The organism is Gordonia prachuapensis, assembly GCF_036350515.1.
Lineage (GTDB): Bacteria > Actinomycetota > Actinomycetes > Mycobacteriales > Mycobacteriaceae > Gordonia > Gordonia prachuapensis.
Window position 1 is genome coordinate 72,593 of the sequence record NZ_JAZDUE010000015.1, and the last position, 18,100, is coordinate 90,692.

The following is an 18,100-nucleotide window of genomic DNA, read 5'->3' on the forward strand; positions in this document are numbered from 1 at the left end:
TCGACCTGCGGGTGGGTGGCCCTACTCGGCGAGATCGATCAACTTCTGGACGGTTTTCAGATTGCGGCCCGTGCCCTGCACGCCGAGTCCCTTGGCGATGACCGGCGCGGTGAGCTTCGAGACCCCAGCTCCCTCCGCGTACCGGATGTGTAGGTCGTCGCCGATCACGCGGAAGACGTCGTCGCCGAAGGCACGTTCGGAGAACGCGGCGACCTTGTCCGTCGCGGGTGTGCCTGTGAGGCAGTAGATATACGAATATTTCGCATCCACGACATCGAACGGGTGCGCCGCGAGGGCTTTCACGAGATCGTCCCGCGAGCGGCTGATGACCTCACGTTCGAATCCGAACCGGTCGGTGATCGACTTCTCCAGCGCACGGTCGAAATCGTCTGGATCGCCGGTGGGTTCGCAGATCAGGTTGCCGGATGCGATGTAGGTGGAGATGTCGGTGGCCCCGAGTTCGGCTGCCATCTCTCGCAAGTCGGCCATCGGCAGCTTCGCGCCTCCGACGTTGACGGCCCGGATCAACACAACTCGTCGCGACATCTGCGCGGAGCCGGTCAGATGACGGTGGGGCGGGGAGGTGGATCAGGTTGGGGTGGAGCGGGTTCGGGGGTCGGCCCGGGATCGGGCGGGGGAACCGGGATCGGCGGCTCCGGCGGGGGTTCGGGGATCGGCTCAGGCGCGGGAACCGGGTCCGGTGGCGGCTCCGGGGGTGGTACCGGTCGACTCATGGTCACTCCTCACTGCGTAGAAGTTCTTCGGTCCCTTCGGATCGACCCACACGCCCGACGTTACGCCGATGTGCCCACCCCGGCCACGTCGTAGGTCAGATGGGTCACCAATGACGACGCGCGCGCCGACGACGGCGTGTAACCGATTCCTTCCAGACCTGCGAACACACTCTCGCCCCGCCCGAGGACGAACGGCGCGACATGCAGGCGCAGCTCATCGACGAGTCCGGCGACCAGGTACTGGCGAAGCGTCGCGGGCCCGCCCGCCACGGCAACCGAACCGTCTACGCCGGCGATGTCGACCGCTCGGTCGTAGGCCTCCTCGATTCCGCCGGTGACGAAGTGGAATGTCGTACCTCCGGCCATCTCCACCGAGGGCCGCTCATGGTGGGTGAGCACGAACACCGGCGCGTGATACGGCGGCTCCGGGCCCCACCAACCCTGCCACGATTCGTCGGGCCACTCTCCGCGAACCGGGCCGAACATGTTGCGGCCCATGATGTATGCATCGTGTCCGGTGATCGCCGCGACCTCTGCGGCGTTATCGTCGGCGGCCTCGAACATCCAGCGGTGTGCCTGCTCGAATCCCACACCGAGGGGTGCGTCCTCGGACTGATCCGGGCCGGCGCCGAATCCGTCGAGTGAAATGGTGATGTCTGCGGTCACGGTCGTCATGGAGTCCTCCTCATGTGGTGTCACCTCGGTGGACTCAACCGTTCGCCGGAACTCATCGGTGTCGCGGTGTCACCGGACCTTCGCGAGGTCGGTGCGGATCAGCATGACGTTGTAGTCGTCCCACCGTGAGGCGACGAAGTACAGGTCCTGCCCGGTCGACCGAGGATGGATATAGGGCGCGTAGAGACCCTTGGCCTGCGACGCCGGCACGATGACCTTCGGGCCCCTCCAGGGCCCGGCCGGCCCCGGGGCGGTGCGCATCATGATGGTGCCGCCCTGTTCGGTCAGCATGACGAACCGCTTCAGGAAGTCGTTGTAGGCCACCGACATCTCGCTGACGGGCTGACCGACGATCGGCACCGCGTCGGCCGGAGCCGGCGACCACGCGCCGCCGCCGCGGTAGTACTGGTAACGATCGAGCCGGAGAATGTCGGACGGTCGGACCCGCGCGACGAACGCCGCCCCGAACCGGCCGCTGGGCGTGCCGTACTGGTAGACGAAATCGCCCGCGCGCAGGAACGCACCCATCTGGAATCGGTCGTGTCCGGCCGCGACCTGCCGGACACCCGGCACCGTGAGATCGAGGTTGGCGCGGATGGTGCCGTTGTCGGTGACCCAGGTCTGCCCGTTGTCGCGCGAGACCGCGATCGCCGAATATCCGGTGGCCCACCGTCCGGGCGACAGCCACCGCCGGATGGACATGTAGCTCATGTACTGCACGCCGTCGATCGCGATGCCGCCGGTCGGGATCTTGCCGACCTCGATGTTGCGCACGCCGACCGCGTTGATCATCGGCTGGGAGAACGTCGGATGCTGCGGCGTGACCGACGCGCCGGAGCGTGTCGAACCCGGGATGGCGTCGGGAAACGTGATGCCCTTCGCGAGGTTCGCGGCGCCGTCGCTGCGGAGCATCGTGTTGTGCCGCCACACCATCTGGCCTGCGCACTGGCCCCAGGTGTCGCCGAACGCCATCAATATCTGCCCGGAGCCGTTGTCCCACGGGACGCCGACGTCGGTGGCGGTGATGGAGAACCGGTCGTCGGTGCGGTTCGGGCTACGTGGACCGGTCACCCATTCCACAGCGGTGCTGGCGCCGCGTAGTTTTGCCAATGGTCGTTGGGGTTTCTTGCCGCCGGCCCGATAGCTGCCGAAGTCGGCGCTGCCGAGTCCGATCTGGCTGGAGCCGCTGCTGCCGGTGCTCCCGACGTCGCCGCCGTGGAAGCCGACCGCACTGCAGATCGATGCCCGGGCCGGCGCGGCGGACACGGCGACGGTTCCGATGGTGAGTGCGACGATGGTCGCCCCGGTGACGATCCGACGGCATCTGGACATGGGAAACCCCCTGCGGACCTGGTGACCGTGGTGTCAGTGTTGCAGAAGTGGTGTGATGGTCGGTAGATCGTGCTGTGAACCGAGATGTAGGCGTTATCGGGCCTTGGAGGTCTCGATACGGCTCCTCGCTGCCGCTCGTCACCTACTCGACCAGCGGTTGGGGGGTCTCGTCGCCTACTCGGCCAGCGGTTGGGGGCTCGTCACTACTCGGCCGGCGGTTGGGGGGTCTCGATACGGTTCCTCGCTGCCGCTCGTCACCTACTCGACCAGCGGTTGGGGGGTCTCGTCGCCTACTCGGCCGGCGGTTGGGGGGTCTCGATACGGTTCCTCGCTGCCGCTCGTCACCTACTCGACCAGCGGTTTGGGTTGCTCAGAACGGTGTGGCCACCGCGAAGGTGCGACGGAACGGCAGCACCGTCCCCATCGTCTGCGGCGGATAGGCGTCGCGCAGTCGCTGCTGGTACTCGTCGACGAATGTGTCGCGGTCGGACTCGTCGAGCGCGGCGAGGTAGGGACGGGCGGCGGTTCCGGCGCTCCAGTCGTACACCGGGTCGTCGCCGTGCAGTACATGCAGATACGTGGTCGACCACGTATTGGTGGTGTAACCGCGCTCGGTGAAAAACTTAAGGAAGTCGTCAGGTGCGAACTTCGGCATCCGGCGCACCTCACCCAGGCGGTCTGCGAACCGGGGGTCGTCGGCGAGTTCGACGAGGTGGCGGTGCATCGGTGAATCGGCGTTGTCGGGGACCTGCACGGCGAACACCCCGCCGTCGTTGAGGTGTCCGAGTAGACGATCGATGACCGACATGGCGTCGGGGACCCACTGGAACATCGCGTTTGACACGATGAGGTCCACGGGCTGATTGGGCGACCAGGTGGCGGCGTCGGCGATGTCGTAGTTGGCGTTTCGGTCGGTGTTGTCGCGGATCGCCTGATCGATCATGGTCGGCGACGAGTCGATGCCCAGGATCTGGGCGTCCGGCCACAGCGCCCGTAAATGCCGCGTGAGGTATCCGGGACCGCATCCGAGATCGACGATCGTGGCGGGTGCGGTCGGCACCTGGGCGATGAGGTCGAGATACGGTCGCGCACGTGCGTCGGCGAATTGCAGGTAACGGTCCGGATCCCATGTCTGCATGACTCAAGACTAGGCGGCGCATCGCTTGTTCGGCAGTACGCAAATCCGGCAATTTCCCCGCGATCGGTGCTCTCCCGACGTGCAGTACCCTTCGGTGGGTGACCGACGCCGTATTCGACAGCTCGCGGGCCGACGCCGCCGACGACGTGACGCAGGCCGGACCCCCCGACCCGACCGACATCGTCGAGATCTCGACTGATGGTGCGTGCCTGGGCAATCCGGGGCCGGGCGGATGGGGCGCGGTGCTGCGCTATCGGCAGCACGAGAAGCGGATCTCCGGTTCGGATCCGGCGACCACCAACAACAAGATGGAATTGACCGGCGCCATCGAAGGATTGGCGGCCCTGCGGAAACCGTCCACCGTCATCCTCTACACGGACTCGAGTTACGTGCGCAACGGCATCACCAAATGGGTTGCCGGATGGCAGCGTAACGGCTGGAAGACCGCCGACAAGAAGCCGGTGAAGAACGCCGATCTGTGGCGTCGGCTCATCGAGGAGGAGAAACGCCACGAGGTCACCTGGAAGTGGGTGAAGGGCCACTCGGGCGACCACTTCAACGAGATCGCCGACGAACTGGCCACCACGGCGGCACGGCAGATCGCGGAGGGGAGTCGATGAGCACGACGCCGCTGCCGGTGGCCGTCGAACCGACCCGCGATGAGCATCTGGTCGCCGCGGTCGAAGGCGCCGGGGGCCGCGTCGTCGGGCCGGCCGAGGCCCGCGTCCTGGTGTGGATCGGGACCGTCGACGACTTCCCGGAACTCGGCGATCAGGTCGAATGGGTCGCCCTGAAGACCGCCGGGATCGAGGAATACGTGGCGGCGGGCGTCATCGACGACCGTCGCGTGTGGACCAACGCGTCGGGTTTCTACGCCGAGAACGTCGCCGAGCACGCCTTGGCTCTGTTGCTGGCAGGTTTGCGGCAACTCAACACGTCGGTCCTGCGGCACTGGGACAAACAGCCGATCGACACCGCGGTCCGATCCCTGCACGGGTCGACGGTGGCGATCATCGGCGCAGGCGGAATCGCGACGTCACTGATCCCGCGGTTGTCGGCATGCGGCGCCCGCGTGATCGCGGTCAACCGGTCCGGCCGACCGGTGGACGGTGCCGCGGTGACGTTGCCGTCGGAACGCACCGACGAGGTGTGGGGCCAGACCGATCACGTCGTGCTGGCGGCACCGGCCACCGCGCAGACCCGTCACCTGATCAATGCGCAATCCCTGGAAGCGCTGCCGTCGCACGCGTGGATCGTCAACGTCGCCCGGGGGCCGCTGGTGGATCAGACAGCGCTCGTCGCGGCATTGCGCGATGGGCAGATCGCCGGGGCGGCGCTCGACGTCACCGACCCGGAGCCGCCTGCCGACGACGATCCGCTCTGGTCGCTGCCGAACGTCATCATCACCCCGCACGTCGCGAACCCGTCGTCGGGGCTGACGCGCACGATGGCGCCGTGGATGGCCGAGAACATCCGGCGGTATCTGGCGGGGGAGGAACTGCTGGCGGTGGTGACGGCCGGGAGTGCGTACTGACCTCTGCCTCCGGTCCGTCCATGAAAGGTGATGCGGCGAACCGCGGCGGAGGTTCATCATGGAACCACCATGGTCAGCCACACGCATGTGGACGACGACCGGCTGGTGGAGCGGGTCGCCCGGATCTGTGCGCGTGCGGACGAACCGCTCCCACTGCTCGAACACGTGGCGCGCATCGTCCGGCGGCACATCCCGTACGCGGTGGCCGGTTGGCTGCTCGTCGACCCGGACACACTGCTCATCACCGGGGTGTACGAAGAGGACGTGCCGCGTGAGGCGCATCTGGCACTGATCGAACTGGAACTGACGGTCGACGACGTGAACAAGTTCGTCGACCTGTCCCGGGGACGACAGGCCGCGGCGGCGTTGAGCGAGGCGACCGGCGGCCATCTCGATCGCAGCGCACGGTGGGCTCGGGTCTACCGTCCGCGAGGCTACGGCGACGAGATGCGTGCGGTATTCCGCGCCGGTCAGGTCACCTGGGGTCACGTGTGTATGACGCGGAAGGCCGACGATCCGTGGTTCACCCGCCGCGAGATCGACGTCATGGCGCGACTGTCGTCCCACGTCGCCCACGGCCTCCGAGCGGGGCTCCTGCTGCACGATCTCGACACCTCGACCGATCAGGAACCTGCGATGGTCGTTCTCGACGACGACGGAAGCGTCCGGACCGCCACGGACCGCGCGCAGCGCTGGCTGGGTTCGATCGCGTGTTCACGGCTGGACTCCTCAGTGGTCGTGCACGAGGTCGCGGCCCAGGCCAGGGCTCTGGCAGACGGTGAGCGGTCCGGGCCGCCGGCGGTCGCACGGACACAGGGTTCGTCCGGCGAATGGCTGCTCGTCCGTGGGATGCGGCTCGACAGCGCAAGCACGGCCGTCGTCCTCGAACCGGCCCGACGGGCCGACATCGCCCCGTTGCTGCTGCACCTACACGAGTTGACCCCGCGAGAGCAGGAGGTCACCCAACTGCTGCTCATGGGCATGGACACCGCCGACGTCGCACAGGAACTCTGGATCACCCCGGAGACATTGCGTGGTCACATCAAGTCGATCTTCGCCAAACTCGGGGTGAACAGCCGTCCCGAACTGCTGGCGCGGCTGCAGCACCAGCCGCGGGTGCACGTGGCGTCGTCGGGCTGACGCCGCGTCAGGGCGCCGCGACTGCCGTGTCGTCGCGGGCGGCGGCGATGCCCCGAGCAGCCACCCGGGCGAGCTTGCCGGTGTAACCGGTCAGCCCGGGACGCGGGACATAGCCGACGAATCGCAGTCCGGCCATCACCTCACCGCCATCGACGACTCGGGGCATACCACGTGCGTCCAGGACGTCGAGGTGTCCGGCCATCTCACGCAGGCCGGTCGTGTAGCCCGTCGCGGCGATGACGACATCGGCTCCGACGTGCGACCCGTCCACCAATCGGGCGCCGTCGTCGTCCAATCGATCCACTGCGGCGACCACGCGGATGCGGTCGTCGCGGATGGCGTCGAGGACCTCTTTGTCCACGACGGCGGTCCCGGCACCGCGTTCACGCAGCTGGGCGATGACCCCGGCGGGCGGGTGGCCGAGCCCGAACGGCGAGAGATCGCCGACGGTTGCGCGTTGCACTGCGGACAGGATGGAGTCGGCCAGATCAGTTGGCAGACGCAGGATCAGCGGCACGGAGAGATCGCCGGGAAGTCCGCCGCTGCTGCGCAACAAGATGTTCGGAGCGGTCCGCACCGACAGCGACACTTCGGCGGCACCGTCGTCGGCCAGCTCGCGAGCGATCTCCATGCCGGTGGAGCCGGCGCCGACGACGAGGACACGACGGCCTCGGTACGGCATCGCATTGCGATAGTCGCTCGCGTGCAGGACATTCCGCGGCCTGCGATCGCCGCGTGCCCAATCCGGCAGCACAGGGACATTGAAGACGCCGGTGGCCACCACCACGTGGGTGGAGTGGAGGTCCTCGCCGGTGGCGGCTACATTCCATCCACCCTCCGGGGCGGGATCGAGTCGCTCGACCGTGACGCCGTGGCGCACCGGCACGTGTCGCGCGGCGGCGTAGTCCTCGAGATAACGAACATACTGGTCACGGGTCGGAAACCACCCGTATGCGCGCGGGAAGGGTGCACCGGGCAGCGCCGACCACCATCGGCTCGTGTTGAATCGCAATCCGTCGTACCGGCCGGCCCAGGCAGCAGCCGTCCGCTCGCCGCGCTCGAGTACGGTCACGTCGATCCCGCGTTTCACCAGCTCGGCCCCCGTGGCCAATCCCGAAGGGCCGCTGCCGATCACCAGTGCGTCAGTCATGGTCGTCACCTCCGCCGGATCCCGTTCGGTCCGGGGATCCATCGTCTGCATCCAGTGCACCGCGAGATCGGATGTTCGACCATCCCCCAGACAGGGGGTGTTCGGCGGGATCATCGGGTGGAGCGCTGACCGCCGATTCGGGCTCAGGGCCGCTGCTGTGAGATCATGGACATTCGGACGCCGTCTGGCGTCCGAATGCATATAGAGAGAAGTACCAGCATCATGGCGCAAGGAACCGTCAAGTGGTTCAACAGCGAAAAGGGCTTCGGCTTCATCGCTCCCGACAACAGCACCGGTGGGGACGTGTTCGTCCACTACTCGGCCATCCAGAGCAGCGGATTCCGCAACCTGGAGGAGCAGCAGCGTGTCGAGTTCGAGGTTGAGCAGGGACCGAAGGGGCCGCAGGCCACCTCGGTGACCGCCCTCTGACGAGTACAGACACCACACAAACGCCGCCCGAGAATTTCGGGCGGCGTTTGTCGTCTCTGGGGGTTGTCAGGGGTGGACGCCCCGCTTGTTCAGCCAGACCTGCGGGTTGATCTTGTTGCCGTTCGCATCCCAGACCTCGTAGTGCAGGTGGGGTCCGGTCGACTGGCCGCGGTTGCCGACGGTGGCGATCTTCTGACCGGCGTGCACCTTCTGGCCGGCGCGGACGAAGCTCTGGTCGACATGCCCGAAGACACCGATGGTGCCGTCGTCCTGCTGCACTCGGACCCACTGCCCGAACCCGGAGGCCGGTCCGGACTCGAGGACGACGCCGTCGGTCACGGCGTAAATCGGGGTGCCGACCTTGTTCGCGATGTCGACGCCGTTGTGGTGGGTGCCCCAGCGCGGGCCGTAGCTCGAGGTCACGGTGCCGCTGACCGGCTTCACTGCGTGCCCGTGGCCGGGGGCGAACACCGACGGTGGCAACGCGTCGCGAACGAAGTCGTCGATCTCCGGAGGCAAGTTCAGCTCCGCGGGCAGCTTCAGATTGTCCGGCAGCGCGACATTCGACGGGATCGGCAACTGGGGCGCCGCCGGCTGGGCGGTCGCCTGTGCAGCGGTGCCTGCGGTCAATCCGATTGCGCCGACGAAGGCGGCAAGAGCGCCGGCACGCACTGCCGACCGGGTGGTGGTGCGCGACGCGGTGGCGCGGTGGCGTCCGGCCGCTCGGGTGCGGGAGGTCGAGTCGAGCGCGGCGCGGGTGAAGGGGAGCGTCGACGTGTCGTTCAGTCGGTGTTGAGGCACAGCTTGTCCATCTCAGAATCGGTAACGGTTTGGTATCGGCAAGGACTCGGCGAGGTTACCCATACGCCGCTGAGTGGATCCTGAGAGGAGGGGCCTGGGGTGTCTCAGATCACGTGCCAGATCCAAAAAGTAGAACGTGTTTCAGCTTTGCGCGTTTCGTGGCAGGCTCGAGCCGTGATCCTCGACAGATTCCGAATCGATGACAAAGTGGCGGTCGTGACCGGTGCGGGGCGTGGCCTGGGCGCCGCCATCGCGGTCGCCTTCGCCGAGGCCGGCGCAGACGTGGTGATCTCTGCCCGCAGCGAACCCGAGCTCGACAAGGTGGCGGCGCAGATCCGCGAGGCGGGGCGCCGGGCGAAGGTGGTCGCCGCCGACTTGTCCGACCTCGACGCCGTCGCGGGCCTCGCCCAGGCCGCGGTCGACGAGTTCGGTCGGCTCGACATCGTCGTCAACAACGTCGGCGGGGCGATGCCGCGGCCGCTGCTCGACACCAAACCCAAACATCTGTCCGCCGCTTTCGACTTCAACGTCACCAACGCCCATGCCCTGGTCACCGCAGCAGTTCCGCACCTGTTGGCGGGCGGCGACGGCGGGTCGATCATCAACGTGACGTCGGCGGTCGGGCGGCTGCCCGGCCGCGCCTATGCCGCTTACGGCACCGCCAAGGCCGCCCTCGCCCACTACACCCGGATCGCCGCGATGGATCTCAATCCGCGTATCCGCGTCAACGGCATCGCACCGGGCGCGATCCTGACGTCGGCGCTAGACATCGTGGCCGCCGACGACGGGATGCGCTCTGCGGTCGAGGAGTCGACTCCGCTGCACCGCCTCGGCGACCCGGCCGACATCGCGGCCGCGGCGCTCTACCTGGCGTCCCCGGCCGGTGCGTACGTGACCGGCAAGATCCTCGAGGTCGACGGCGGGATCATTGCGCCCAACCTGGATCTGCCGATCCCGGACTTGTAGACCCTTCGTGACGCCCGCTCGTTCCTCGCGGGCTCCTCAGGGATCAGGGGAGGCGTGTTTCCCGGTGCCTGAGGAGTTCCGGAGCCTGCGGAGGGACGTCACGAAGGCCGCTCGTCGCGCGCGGCCTTCTCGACGATGGTGGCGACGCGTCGGGTCTTGGTGACGGGCTGTTTGGCGAACGCGAGCTGGGCCAGCGCGAACTTCCGGACACTCGGCGGCCACGCATCCCAGTGCGCCCGAGCGGCCGGGTCGGCGTCGAGCGCGGCGGCGAGTTCGGGTGACTCGACGAGCGCCTCGGCGTCGTCGAGCAGAGTCCACAGTCCACGCTGCTTGGCGTCGTCGATGACCGCCTGACCGGCTGGCTGCATCCGCCCCTCGCTGACCAGGTCGTCGACGCGCGCCTTGTTCGACGCCGCCCACGCACTGTTGCGCCCGCGCCGGGTGAACCACATACCGCGCCGGTCGTCGTCGATCACGCGGGTGTGGCCGTCGACCCAGCCCCAGCACAACGCCTCCCGCACCACCTGGTCGTAGTCGAGCGGTTCCTTGCCGGATTCCTTGCGCCAGAAGATGAACCAGACACCTGCGGAGGTGTCGTGGTGCTCGCGGAGCCAGTCGTGCCATTCGTCGAGAGTCGCCAGGTGCAACCGTTCTGCATTCGGGTCGGCCACGATTCCCAGCGTAATGGGGGCGCCGACCAGCGTCGGTAGCATTGGAGATGTGAGCATCATGGGCTCCATCGGCGATTTCTGGTGGCTGATCTTCCCGATCGGCGGTGTCGTCGGGGGCTGGGCGGCCCGGATCGCCGCGTACAACGAGAAGCGCCGGCGCGACAAGATCGAACTCGAACGGATCCGGGCGACATCGCGGGCCGAGGAACTGCGGATCACGCAGACCAACAAGACATCGATCACCAAGACGTTGCGGCGCCACGACGAGGTGAACGCACGATGGTTCGACTACGAACTCGACCTCGCCACCCTCATCGAATACCCGATGATGACGGACCTGCGTGACCCGTTGACGCTGGCGTTTCATCGCGCGAAAGTGCACGCCGACGACCTGCGGCCTGCCGATCCCGATGACCTGCTCGACCCGGCCGCGTTCGCCGACTACCGGGACGCGGTCGGCGAGTACGCGACCGCGTTCGACGCCGCCGAGCGTGAGGCCCGCAGACGCAGGCAGACCGACTTCTCGCCGGTGGAGCGGGAACGCCTCGAACGTGCCCGCCGCCTCGTCGCGGTCGCGGCAAACGACGCGGCGACCGCGGCCGAACGGCAAGCGGCCTACCGAAGGGCCCGCGACGAACTCGAAGGCCTCATCGTGGTCCCGCCTGCGGCCAGCGAGAAACTGGAACACCGGATCGCGGCGGCTCTGGAGCCCGGCCGCGGACGCGCGGAGTGATCGGCCGGGTTCAGGGCAGGTCGGTGAATCTCTCGACGTCCTCGGTTCGTCCGGCGACGACCAGCATGTCGCCCGCGGCGATCACAGAGTCCTCGGTGGCGTAGACGAAGTGCCCGCCGGGCTGCTTCACGGCGACCACGTTGATGCCGAACCGTTCCCGCGGTCGCCCGGCCGACAGCGACTTCCCGATGATTGCGTTGGGAGCCAATGTCTTCACCATGGCGAAGTCCTCGTCGAACTCGATGAAATCCAGCATGCGGCCGGTCACGAGGTGCGCGACCCGCTCGCCCATGTCGTGTTCGGGGAGGACCACGTGGTGGGCGCCGACGCGCTCGAGAATCTGTCCGTGCTGACGGCTGGTGGCCTTCGCCCAGATCCGGGGAATCCCGAAGTCCGACAGGAGTGATGTCGTGAGGATGCTGGCCTCGAGGTCGGCGCCGATGCTGACCACGGCGAGCCGGAAGTCCGGCACGCCCAACTGTTTCAGCGCGTCGCGGTCGGTGGTGTCGGCGACCGCGGCATGCGTCAGGTCCTCGGCGTAACGCTGCACCAGTCGGGGATCGGAATCGATGCCGAGGACCTCGGAACCCTGCTCGACGAGTTCGCGTGCCAGCGAACTCCCGAAGCGGCCCAGGCCGATGACGGCGACACGTGTTCCGTGGCGGTTTCTGCTACCCAACGATCGGCCTCTCCTCGGGGTACTCGTACCGGCGACCGCGCTCTCGCAACGCGAGTGCGGTGGCGAGCGTGATGGGGCCCAACCGGCCCACGAACATCAACACTACGAGCAACAGTTGCGCCCCGGCGGGCAGGTCGGCCGTGATCCCGGTGGAGAGACCGACCGTCGCGAACGCCGAGACCACCTCGAACAACACGGTTTCGAGCCGGTACTCGGTCATGAACATGATGGCGAGCGTGCTGGCCACGACCGCCCCGACACCGAGCAGCACCACCGTGATCGCCTGACGCTGCACGGTGGGTGCGAGATTGCGGCCCATCACGTGCACGGTCGGTTCACCTCGGATCTCGGCGATCACGACGAAGGCGAGCAGCGCGAACGTGGTGACCTTGATGCCGCCCGCGGTGCCCGCACTGCCGCCGCCGATGAACATCAGCATGTCGGTCACGAGCAGCGACGACGGGTGCATCGCGCCGATGTCGATGGAGTTGAATCCGACCGTGCGGGGCGACATGCCCTGGAAGACACCGTTGGTCACCTTGTCCACCAGGCCCATCGGCCCCAGGGTCGCCGGGTTCGACCACTCGGCGGCGGTGATCGCCACCGCACCGGCGACAGCCAGAATCGCGTAGGTGATCACCGTGATCTTGGTGTGCAACGACCAGCCGCGGGCCGGCGCCGTAGCCGACCGCAACCGCCGCACGAGACGGCGGTAGGCCTCGAACACGACAGGGAATCCGAGCCCGCCGATGACGAAGCCGACGACTATCGGAACGAGGATCCACAGGTCGCTCGCGAACGGCATCAGGCTGTCCGCATACAGCGAGAAGCCGGCGTTGTTGTATGCCGAGATCGCGTGGAAGACACCGAGATAGATTCCACGGCCCACGTTCTCGTCGTACCCGAGGACGAATCGGGTCGACAGGATCGTGGCGATCACCGCCTCCACGGCGAGGCTGAGCAGGATGACACCGATCACCACGCGCCGGCTGTCGCCGAGCTGGACCGAGCGGGTCTCGGCCTGGGCGACCAGCTGCATCCTCAGGCCCATCCGTCTGGCGACGAGCAGCCCCAGCATCGACGCCAGGGTCATGATGCCCAGTCCGCCCACCTGGATGAGCGTGAGGATGGTGAGTTCGCCGAACATCGACCAATGCGACCCGGTGTCGACGACGACCAGACCGGTCACGCACACCGCCGACGTCGCCGTGAACAGCGCGGTGACCAGTGATGTCGACTCCCCGCTCTCGGTGGCGATCGGCAGCATCAGCACTGCGGTCCCCACGACGACCGCGAGTGCGAACCCGATCGCGACCAGTCGCGCCGGATGCCGCGCCGTCAACAGCCCCATGGCTCTGCATTCTGCCGCTTCTGGCCGCAGCAGAGCGGCTACGGCGCGACCGGTTCGTCCTCGATTGGCCCGGCGAACTGGCTGTTGTAGAGCCGACAATAGGCACCCCGGGTGGCCAGCAGTTCGTCGTGCGTGCCCTGCTCGACGATGTGGCCGTCCTCCATCACGACGATGACGTCGGCGTCGCGGACCGTCGAGAGTCGGTGCGCGATCACGAAACTGGTCCGGTCGGTGCGCAGGGCCGCCATCGCCTGCTGGATCAGCAACTCGGTGCGGGTGTCGACCGAACTCGTCGCCTCGTCGAGGATCAGGATCGTGGGTTTGGCGAGGAAGGCGCGTGCGATGGTGATCAACTGTCGCTCGCCGGCGCTGACGCCGCCACCTTCCTCGTCGAGGACGGTGTCGTAGCCGTCGGGCAGGGTGCGCACGAAATGGTCGACGTGGCTGAGTTCCGCCGCCTCGATGACCTCATCGCGGGATGCGGTCGGGTCGCCGTAGGCGATGTTCTCGTAGATCGTCCCGCCGAACAGCCACGAGTCCTGCAGCACCATGCCGGTGCGCTCACGCAGGTCGTCACGCGTCATTCGGCGTGAATCGACACCGTCGACGCGGATCGTGCCCGAATCGACGTCATAGAACCGCATGATCAGATTGACCAGGGTCGTCTTTCCGGCGCCGGTGGGGCCGACGATCGCGACCATGTGGCCGGGCTCGGCGACCAGCGACAGGTTCTCGATGAGCGGCTTGTCGTCGACGTAGCGGAACGACACGTCGTCGAACTCGATCCGACCGTTGCCGTCGGCCGGTGATTCCGGCGACGACGGATCGGGGGTCTCCTCCTCGGCGTCGAGGACGTCGAAGATCCGTTCGGCCGACGCGACACCGCTCTGCATCAGGTTGAACATGGACCCGATCTGGGTGAGTGGCTGCGTGAACTGCCGCGAATACTGGATGAACGCCTGCACCTCACCGAGACTCAGCGACCCCGATGCCACCCGCAGTCCACCGACCACCGCGACCGCCACATAGTTGAGGTTCCCCAGGAACATGACGGTCGGCATGATGATCCCGGAGATGAACTGGGCCCGCCAGCTCGACTCATACAGCTTCTGGTTGCGTTCGTCGAACGTCGCCTCGACCTGCTGCTGGCGTCCGAACACCTTGACCAGCTCGTGGCCGGTGAACGCTTCCTCCACCTGGGCGTTGAGCGCACCCGTCGATGACCACTGGGCCATGAAGTGCGGCTTCGACCGTTTGGCGATCTGCGCGGTGGCGATGAACGCGAACGGCACGGTGAGGATCGCGATGAGGGCGAGCAGCGGCGAGATCCAGATCATCATGGCCAGCAGCGCGAAGACCATCAGCACCGAGTTGAGGAACTGCGAGATGGTCTGTTGCAGGCTTTGCGAGAGGTTGTCGAGGTCGTTGGTGACCCGGCTGAGCAGGTCGCCGCGCGCTTGCGCATCGTAATAGCGCAGCGGCAGCCGGTGGATCTTGTCCTCGACCCGGGCGCGCAGCAGGCGCACCGTCCGCACCACGACGACGTTGATCAGGTACCCGGCCACCCAGCTCAGGAACGACGAGCACACATAGAGCAGAGCGACGATCAACAACACCTGGCCGACCGCCGAGAAGTCGACACCCACGCCGGGCGTGACGTCCATGGAGCTCACCATGTCGGCGAACGTGTCGTCACCACGCTCGCGCATGCCGGCGACGGCCTGATCCTTCGTGAGCCCGGACGGCAGCATCGAGCCGATGACACCGTTGAACACGAGGTCGGTGGCATGGCCGAGCACCCGCGGGGCGATGGCCATCAGCACCACCGACACCACCGTCGACGCGAACACCGTCCACATGACCAGACGGTGGCCGAGCAACAGCCGCAGCAGACGTTTGATCGACGGCCCGAACGACCGCGGCTTCTCGGCGGGGGCGCCGGCCATCGCCGGTCCTGGCGGGCCGGCTCCCTGCGGGCGGGTCATGACGTCGGTCCGATCGACATCTGGGATTCGACGATCTCGGCGTAGGTCGCGCAGGTCGACACCAGCTCGTCGTGCCGGCCGAGTCCGACGACCCGTCCGCGATCGAGGACCACGATCTGGTCGGCGTCGACGATCGTCGACACGCGCTGGGCGACCACCACGACCGCCGCGTCGCGGGTCACCGGACGCAATGCCGCCCGCAGCCGTGCGTCGGTGGCGAGGTCGAGGGCGGAGAACGAGTCGTCGAAGAGGTACACCGATGGCCGTCGGATGACGGCGCGGGCGATGGCGAGACGCTGGCGCTGGCCGCCCGACACCGTGGTGCCGCCCTGGGCGATCGGTGCGTCGAGACCCTGCGGCATGCGGGACACGAAGTCGTCGGCCTGCGCGATGCGCAGCGCATCCCAGATCTCCTCGTCGGTGGCGTCGGGTCTGCCGTAGCGGACGTTGCTCGCGACGGTGCCGGAGAACAGGTACGGGCGTTGCGGGACGAAGCCGATCACCGATCGGAGCAACTCGGGATCGAGATCGCGGACGTCGGTGCCGCCGACGAGCACCGCGCCGTCGGTGGCGTCGATCAGGCGTGGGATCAGACCCGCGAGGGTGGTCTTGCCGGAGCCGGTCGAGCCGACGATGGCGGTGGTGGTCCCGGGTTCGACGCGGAAGGTGATGTCGCGCAGTACCGGGGCGTCGGCGCCGGGATAGCGGAACTCGGCGTGGGAGAACTCGACGGTCGCGGGGTCGTCGGCGAATCCGACCGGGTAGGTGGGGGACACCACCGACGTCTCGGTGTCGAGAACCTCCCAGATGCGTTCGGCGCACACGGCGGCGCGGGGCGCCATCATCGCCAGGAACGACGCCATCATCACCGACATCATGATCTGCATGACGTAGCTCATCATCGCGGTGAGCGCACCGATCTCGACCGTGCCATCGACGACGGCGTGACCGCCGAACCAGATGATCCCGACGATGGTGAGGTTGGTGATCAACATGACCAGCGGCAGGGACAACGCCATGATCCGGCCGACGCGGAACGTGGCGTCGGACAGTTGATCGTTGGCGACGGAGAAGCGGTCGGACTCGTGGCGTTCGCGGACGAATGCGCGCACCACCCGGATGCCGGTGATCTGCTCACGCAGGATGCGATTCACGGCATCGATACGTTCCTGCATGACCCGGAAGCCGGGGATCATCCGGCTGATCAGGATCGCCACGGTGACGCCGAGTACCGGCACCGCGATGGCGAGCAGCCAGGACAGGTCGGCCGCGACATGGACGCCCATGACGATCCCGCCGACACACATGATCGGTGCCATCACCAGGATCGCGTTGCTCATGACGATCAGGAGCTGGACCTGCTGCACGTCGTTGGTGGTGCGGGTGATCAGCGACGGCGCCCCGAAGGTGCCGACCTCGCGAGCGGAGAACCTGTTGACCCGGTGCAGCAGGTCGCGACGGATGTCGCGGCCGGCGCCCAGCGCGGCGTGCGCTCCGCAGTACTGGGCGGCGATCGTGCAGATCACCTGGGCGATCGTGATGACCAGCATCCAGCCGCCGATGCGCAGGATGTAGTCGGTGTCGCCCTGCGCCACACCGTTGTCGATGATGTCGGCGTTGAGGGTGGGTAGGTAGAGCATCGCCGCGGTCGCCACGAACTGCAGGCCGACCACACCCACCATGTAGCCGCGGTATCCCGACAGATAGGTGCGGATGAGGCGGCTCAGCATGGTGTGATCACTCCGACGACGCTAGCAACACAGCTTTCCGATGGTCGAGTAGGACGACGATCGTCACATGTCGTCGGTCGAGTGAGCCGACGAGCGGAGCGAGGAGGCGCATCGAGACCTGGTGCCGTGGTCTCGATACGTCCTCGGCTGGCGCCTCGGGCTACTCGACCAGCGGGAAACGGGCTACTCGACCAGCGGGAGACGGGCGTCAGCCGCCGAACGTGAACGGGATCGCGGCCTCCGGTGTGTAGGCGAGGAACGTGAACGTCTCCTGGAAATACAGCGTGACGGTGTCGGCGTCGTGATGGTCGTAGCCGATCGACACATCCTGGCCGATGCTGAGTTCGAAGTCGCCGCCGCGCGTGCTCAGTAGGAACGCGCCCGAGATCGCCGGGGCCCACACGATGTCGCCGTCGGCGACGAGGAGTCGCTGCAGGTGGTCGCGGACGGGGACGCCATGGTTGGAGGTCTCGTTGACCAGCGTGTACACGTCCTTCGACAACGCGAGCGAGTACGGCCCCTCGACCGAGGCGAGACGCAGCGCGGTCGTCGCCTGGCTGAGCGCCTCGGGATAGTCGCGCACGTCCGGCGGAAGCGCGATGGGTGTCGCCGACGCGGCCGCGCGGATGCCGGTGATGCCGGCGGCCGGGTAGCCCTCGAACACCGCGTGGTCCTCGGCGCGGGCGAGTTCCGCCGCGGCGTCGCGCACCGGGTCCCAGTCGGAGTCCTGCGCGCCGCGGTCGACGTCGTCGATGGCCTCGCGGGTCAGGGTGAACGGCACCTTCAGCTCCACCAGTGGTTGTGCCTGCCGCTGGTGCGCGACGATGCCGTCGGCGGGGGAGTCGATCTTGCTGCGGTGGCCCAGGGTGACCGACGCGATCTCCGAACCCAGCGGGCCGTTGACGTCGACGAGACGACGGGCCGCACTGTTGCGTTTGAACGACCGGGTGGCCTCCTCCTCGATCTCCGCCCAAGCGGAGTCGGAGATCGGTGCGAGTTCGCGATGCAGGTTGTTCATGCTGCCTCCTGGAGGTGGGGTCGGGTGTCCGGTG

General features: G+C 67.4%; 18 protein-coding genes. 6 read left to right on the top strand and 12 right to left on the bottom strand.

The features are described 5' to 3' along the window. Window positions 1–21: 21 nt before the first annotated feature. The 4 genes from V1Y59_RS17675 to V1Y59_RS17690 all read right to left on the bottom strand — a co-directional run bounded on the left by V1Y59_RS17675 (window position 22) and on the right by V1Y59_RS17690 (window position 3,879). A complete protein-coding gene (locus V1Y59_RS17675) occupies window positions 22–546 on the bottom strand; it encodes a DUF1697 domain-containing protein (protein WP_330506251.1) in 525 nt (174 codons plus the stop codon). 248 nt (window positions 547–794) lie between these two features. After that, window positions 795–1,409, bottom strand: a complete 615-nt coding sequence (locus V1Y59_RS17680; protein WP_330506252.1) for a dihydrofolate reductase family protein — start codon at window positions 1,407–1,409, stop codon at window positions 795–797. Window positions 1,410–1,478: 69 nt separating this feature from the next. Further along, window positions 1,479–2,741, bottom strand: coding sequence for a glycoside hydrolase family 183 protein (locus V1Y59_RS17685; protein ID WP_330506253.1), 1,263 nt, complete (start codon window positions 2,739–2,741; stop codon window positions 1,479–1,481). Window positions 2,742–3,111: 370 nt separating this feature from the next. Beyond that, window positions 3,112–3,879: a methyltransferase domain-containing protein gene (locus V1Y59_RS17690; protein ID WP_330506254.1), complete on the bottom strand. Its 768-nt coding sequence runs from the start codon at window positions 3,877–3,879 to the stop codon at window positions 3,112–3,114. 146 nt (window positions 3,880–4,025) lie between these two features. On the opposite strand from V1Y59_RS17690, the gene rnhA reads away from it, so the two are divergent. The 3 genes from rnhA (at window position 4,026) to V1Y59_RS17705 (ending at window position 6,553) form a co-directional block, all read left to right on the top strand. Further along, window positions 4,026–4,499 (top strand): ribonuclease HI, encoded by a 474-nt coding sequence (rnhA, locus tag V1Y59_RS17695; protein ID WP_330506313.1) that lies wholly within the window; start codon window positions 4,026–4,028, stop codon window positions 4,497–4,499. Further along, a complete protein-coding gene (locus V1Y59_RS17700) occupies window positions 4,496–5,413 on the top strand; it encodes a D-isomer specific 2-hydroxyacid dehydrogenase family protein (RefSeq protein WP_330506255.1) in 918 nt (305 codons plus the stop codon). The genes rnhA and V1Y59_RS17700 overlap by 4 nt, the downstream gene beginning before the upstream one ends. 69 nt (window positions 5,414–5,482) lie before the next feature. Continuing rightward, window positions 5,483–6,553, top strand: coding sequence for a helix-turn-helix transcriptional regulator (locus V1Y59_RS17705; protein ID WP_330506256.1), 1,071 nt, complete (start codon window positions 5,483–5,485; stop codon window positions 6,551–6,553). 7 nt (window positions 6,554–6,560) lie between these two features. Here the strand turns inward: V1Y59_RS17705 and V1Y59_RS17710 are convergent, their stop codons facing one another. Continuing rightward, window positions 6,561–7,703 (bottom strand): flavin-containing monooxygenase, encoded by a 1,143-nt coding sequence (locus V1Y59_RS17710; protein WP_330506257.1) that lies wholly within the window; start codon window positions 7,701–7,703, stop codon window positions 6,561–6,563. Between the two features lie 222 nt (window positions 7,704–7,925). Here V1Y59_RS17710 and V1Y59_RS17715 point away from each other — a divergent pair, with 222 nt between their 5' ends. Then, window positions 7,926–8,132 (top strand): cold-shock protein, encoded by a 207-nt coding sequence (locus V1Y59_RS17715; protein ID WP_330436476.1) that lies wholly within the window; start codon window positions 7,926–7,928, stop codon window positions 8,130–8,132. A 66-nt stretch (window positions 8,133–8,198) separates the two neighbouring features. Here the strand turns inward: V1Y59_RS17715 and V1Y59_RS17720 are convergent, their stop codons facing one another. Further along, complete coding sequence (locus V1Y59_RS17720; RefSeq protein WP_330506258.1) at window positions 8,199–8,933, bottom strand: M23 family metallopeptidase; 735 nt, start codon at window positions 8,931–8,933, stop codon at window positions 8,199–8,201. 174 nt (window positions 8,934–9,107) lie between these two features. Here V1Y59_RS17720 and V1Y59_RS17725 point away from each other — a divergent pair, with 174 nt between their 5' ends. After that, window positions 9,108–9,899, top strand: coding sequence for an SDR family oxidoreductase (locus V1Y59_RS17725; RefSeq protein ID WP_330506259.1), 792 nt, complete (start codon window positions 9,108–9,110; stop codon window positions 9,897–9,899). A gap of 98 nt (window positions 9,900–9,997) precedes the next feature. Here the strand turns inward: V1Y59_RS17725 and V1Y59_RS17730 are convergent, their stop codons facing one another. Continuing rightward, window positions 9,998–10,570, bottom strand: a complete 573-nt coding sequence (locus V1Y59_RS17730; protein WP_330506260.1) for a YdeI/OmpD-associated family protein — start codon at window positions 10,568–10,570, stop codon at window positions 9,998–10,000. A 58-nt stretch (window positions 10,571–10,628) separates the two neighbouring features. Between V1Y59_RS17730 and V1Y59_RS17735 the strand changes: the two genes are divergently transcribed. Next, entirely contained in the window at window positions 10,629–11,303 is a 675-nt protein-coding gene (locus tag V1Y59_RS17735) for a hypothetical protein (RefSeq protein WP_330506314.1), read from the top strand. A gap of 10 nt (window positions 11,304–11,313) precedes the next feature. Here the strand turns inward: V1Y59_RS17735 and V1Y59_RS17740 are convergent, their stop codons facing one another. The 5 genes from V1Y59_RS17740 to V1Y59_RS17760 form a co-directional block, all read right to left on the bottom strand. Then, window positions 11,314–11,982 (bottom strand): potassium channel family protein, encoded by a 669-nt coding sequence (locus tag V1Y59_RS17740; RefSeq protein ID WP_330436472.1) that lies wholly within the window; start codon window positions 11,980–11,982, stop codon window positions 11,314–11,316. After that, window positions 11,975–13,333, bottom strand: coding sequence for a TrkH family potassium uptake protein (locus V1Y59_RS17745; RefSeq protein WP_330506261.1), 1,359 nt, complete (start codon window positions 13,331–13,333; stop codon window positions 11,975–11,977). The genes V1Y59_RS17740 and V1Y59_RS17745 overlap by 8 nt, the downstream gene beginning before the upstream one ends. A gap of 38 nt (window positions 13,334–13,371) precedes the next feature. Then, entirely contained in the window at window positions 13,372–15,318 is a 1,947-nt protein-coding gene (locus V1Y59_RS17750) for an ABC transporter ATP-binding protein (RefSeq protein ID WP_330506262.1), read from the bottom strand. Then, window positions 15,315–17,048 (bottom strand): ABC transporter ATP-binding protein, encoded by a 1,734-nt coding sequence (locus V1Y59_RS17755; RefSeq protein ID WP_330506263.1) that lies wholly within the window; start codon window positions 17,046–17,048, stop codon window positions 15,315–15,317. The genes V1Y59_RS17750 and V1Y59_RS17755 overlap by 4 nt, the downstream gene beginning before the upstream one ends. A gap of 208 nt (window positions 17,049–17,256) precedes the next feature. Then, the gene (locus V1Y59_RS17760) at window positions 17,257–18,066 is read right to left on the bottom strand and encodes a family 1 encapsulin nanocompartment shell protein (RefSeq protein WP_330506264.1); all 810 of its coding nucleotides are present in this window, start codon (window positions 18,064–18,066) and stop codon (window positions 17,257–17,259) included. Window positions 18,067–18,100: the final 34 nt, after the last annotated feature.

Coding starts and splice junctions, on each gene's coding strand:
- V1Y59_RS17715 (WP_330436476.1), top strand. CDS start 7,926: ATGGCGCAAGGAACCGTCAAGTGGTTCAACAGCGAAAAGGGCTTCGGC.
- V1Y59_RS17735 (WP_330506314.1), top strand. CDS start 10,629: ATGGGCTCCATCGGCGATTTCTGGTGGCTGATCTTCCCGATCGGCGGT.
- V1Y59_RS17680 (WP_330506252.1), bottom strand. CDS start 1,409: ATGACGACCGTGACCGCAGACATCACCATTTCACTCGACGGATTCGGC.
- V1Y59_RS17760 (WP_330506264.1), bottom strand. CDS start 18,066: ATGAACAACCTGCATCGCGAACTCGCACCGATCTCCGACTCCGCTTGG.
- V1Y59_RS17710 (WP_330506257.1), bottom strand. CDS start 7,703: ATGACTGACGCACTGGTGATCGGCAGCGGCCCTTCGGGATTGGCCACG.
- V1Y59_RS17745 (WP_330506261.1), bottom strand. CDS start 13,333: ATGGGGCTGTTGACGGCGCGGCATCCGGCGCGACTGGTCGCGATCGGG.
- V1Y59_RS17685 (WP_330506253.1), bottom strand. CDS start 2,741: ATGTCCAGATGCCGTCGGATCGTCACCGGGGCGACCATCGTCGCACTC.
- V1Y59_RS17675 (WP_330506251.1), bottom strand. CDS start 546: ATGTCGCGACGAGTTGTGTTGATCCGGGCCGTCAACGTCGGAGGCGCG.
- V1Y59_RS17750 (WP_330506262.1), bottom strand. CDS start 15,318: ATGACCCGCCCGCAGGGAGCCGGCCCGCCAGGACCGGCGATGGCCGGC.
- V1Y59_RS17755 (WP_330506263.1), bottom strand. CDS start 17,048: ATGCTGAGCCGCCTCATCCGCACCTATCTGTCGGGATACCGCGGCTAC.
- V1Y59_RS17700 (WP_330506255.1), top strand. CDS start 4,496: ATGAGCACGACGCCGCTGCCGGTGGCCGTCGAACCGACCCGCGATGAG.
- V1Y59_RS17705 (WP_330506256.1), top strand. CDS start 5,483: ATGGTCAGCCACACGCATGTGGACGACGACCGGCTGGTGGAGCGGGTC.
- V1Y59_RS17690 (WP_330506254.1), bottom strand. CDS start 3,879: ATGCAGACATGGGATCCGGACCGTTACCTGCAATTCGCCGACGCACGT.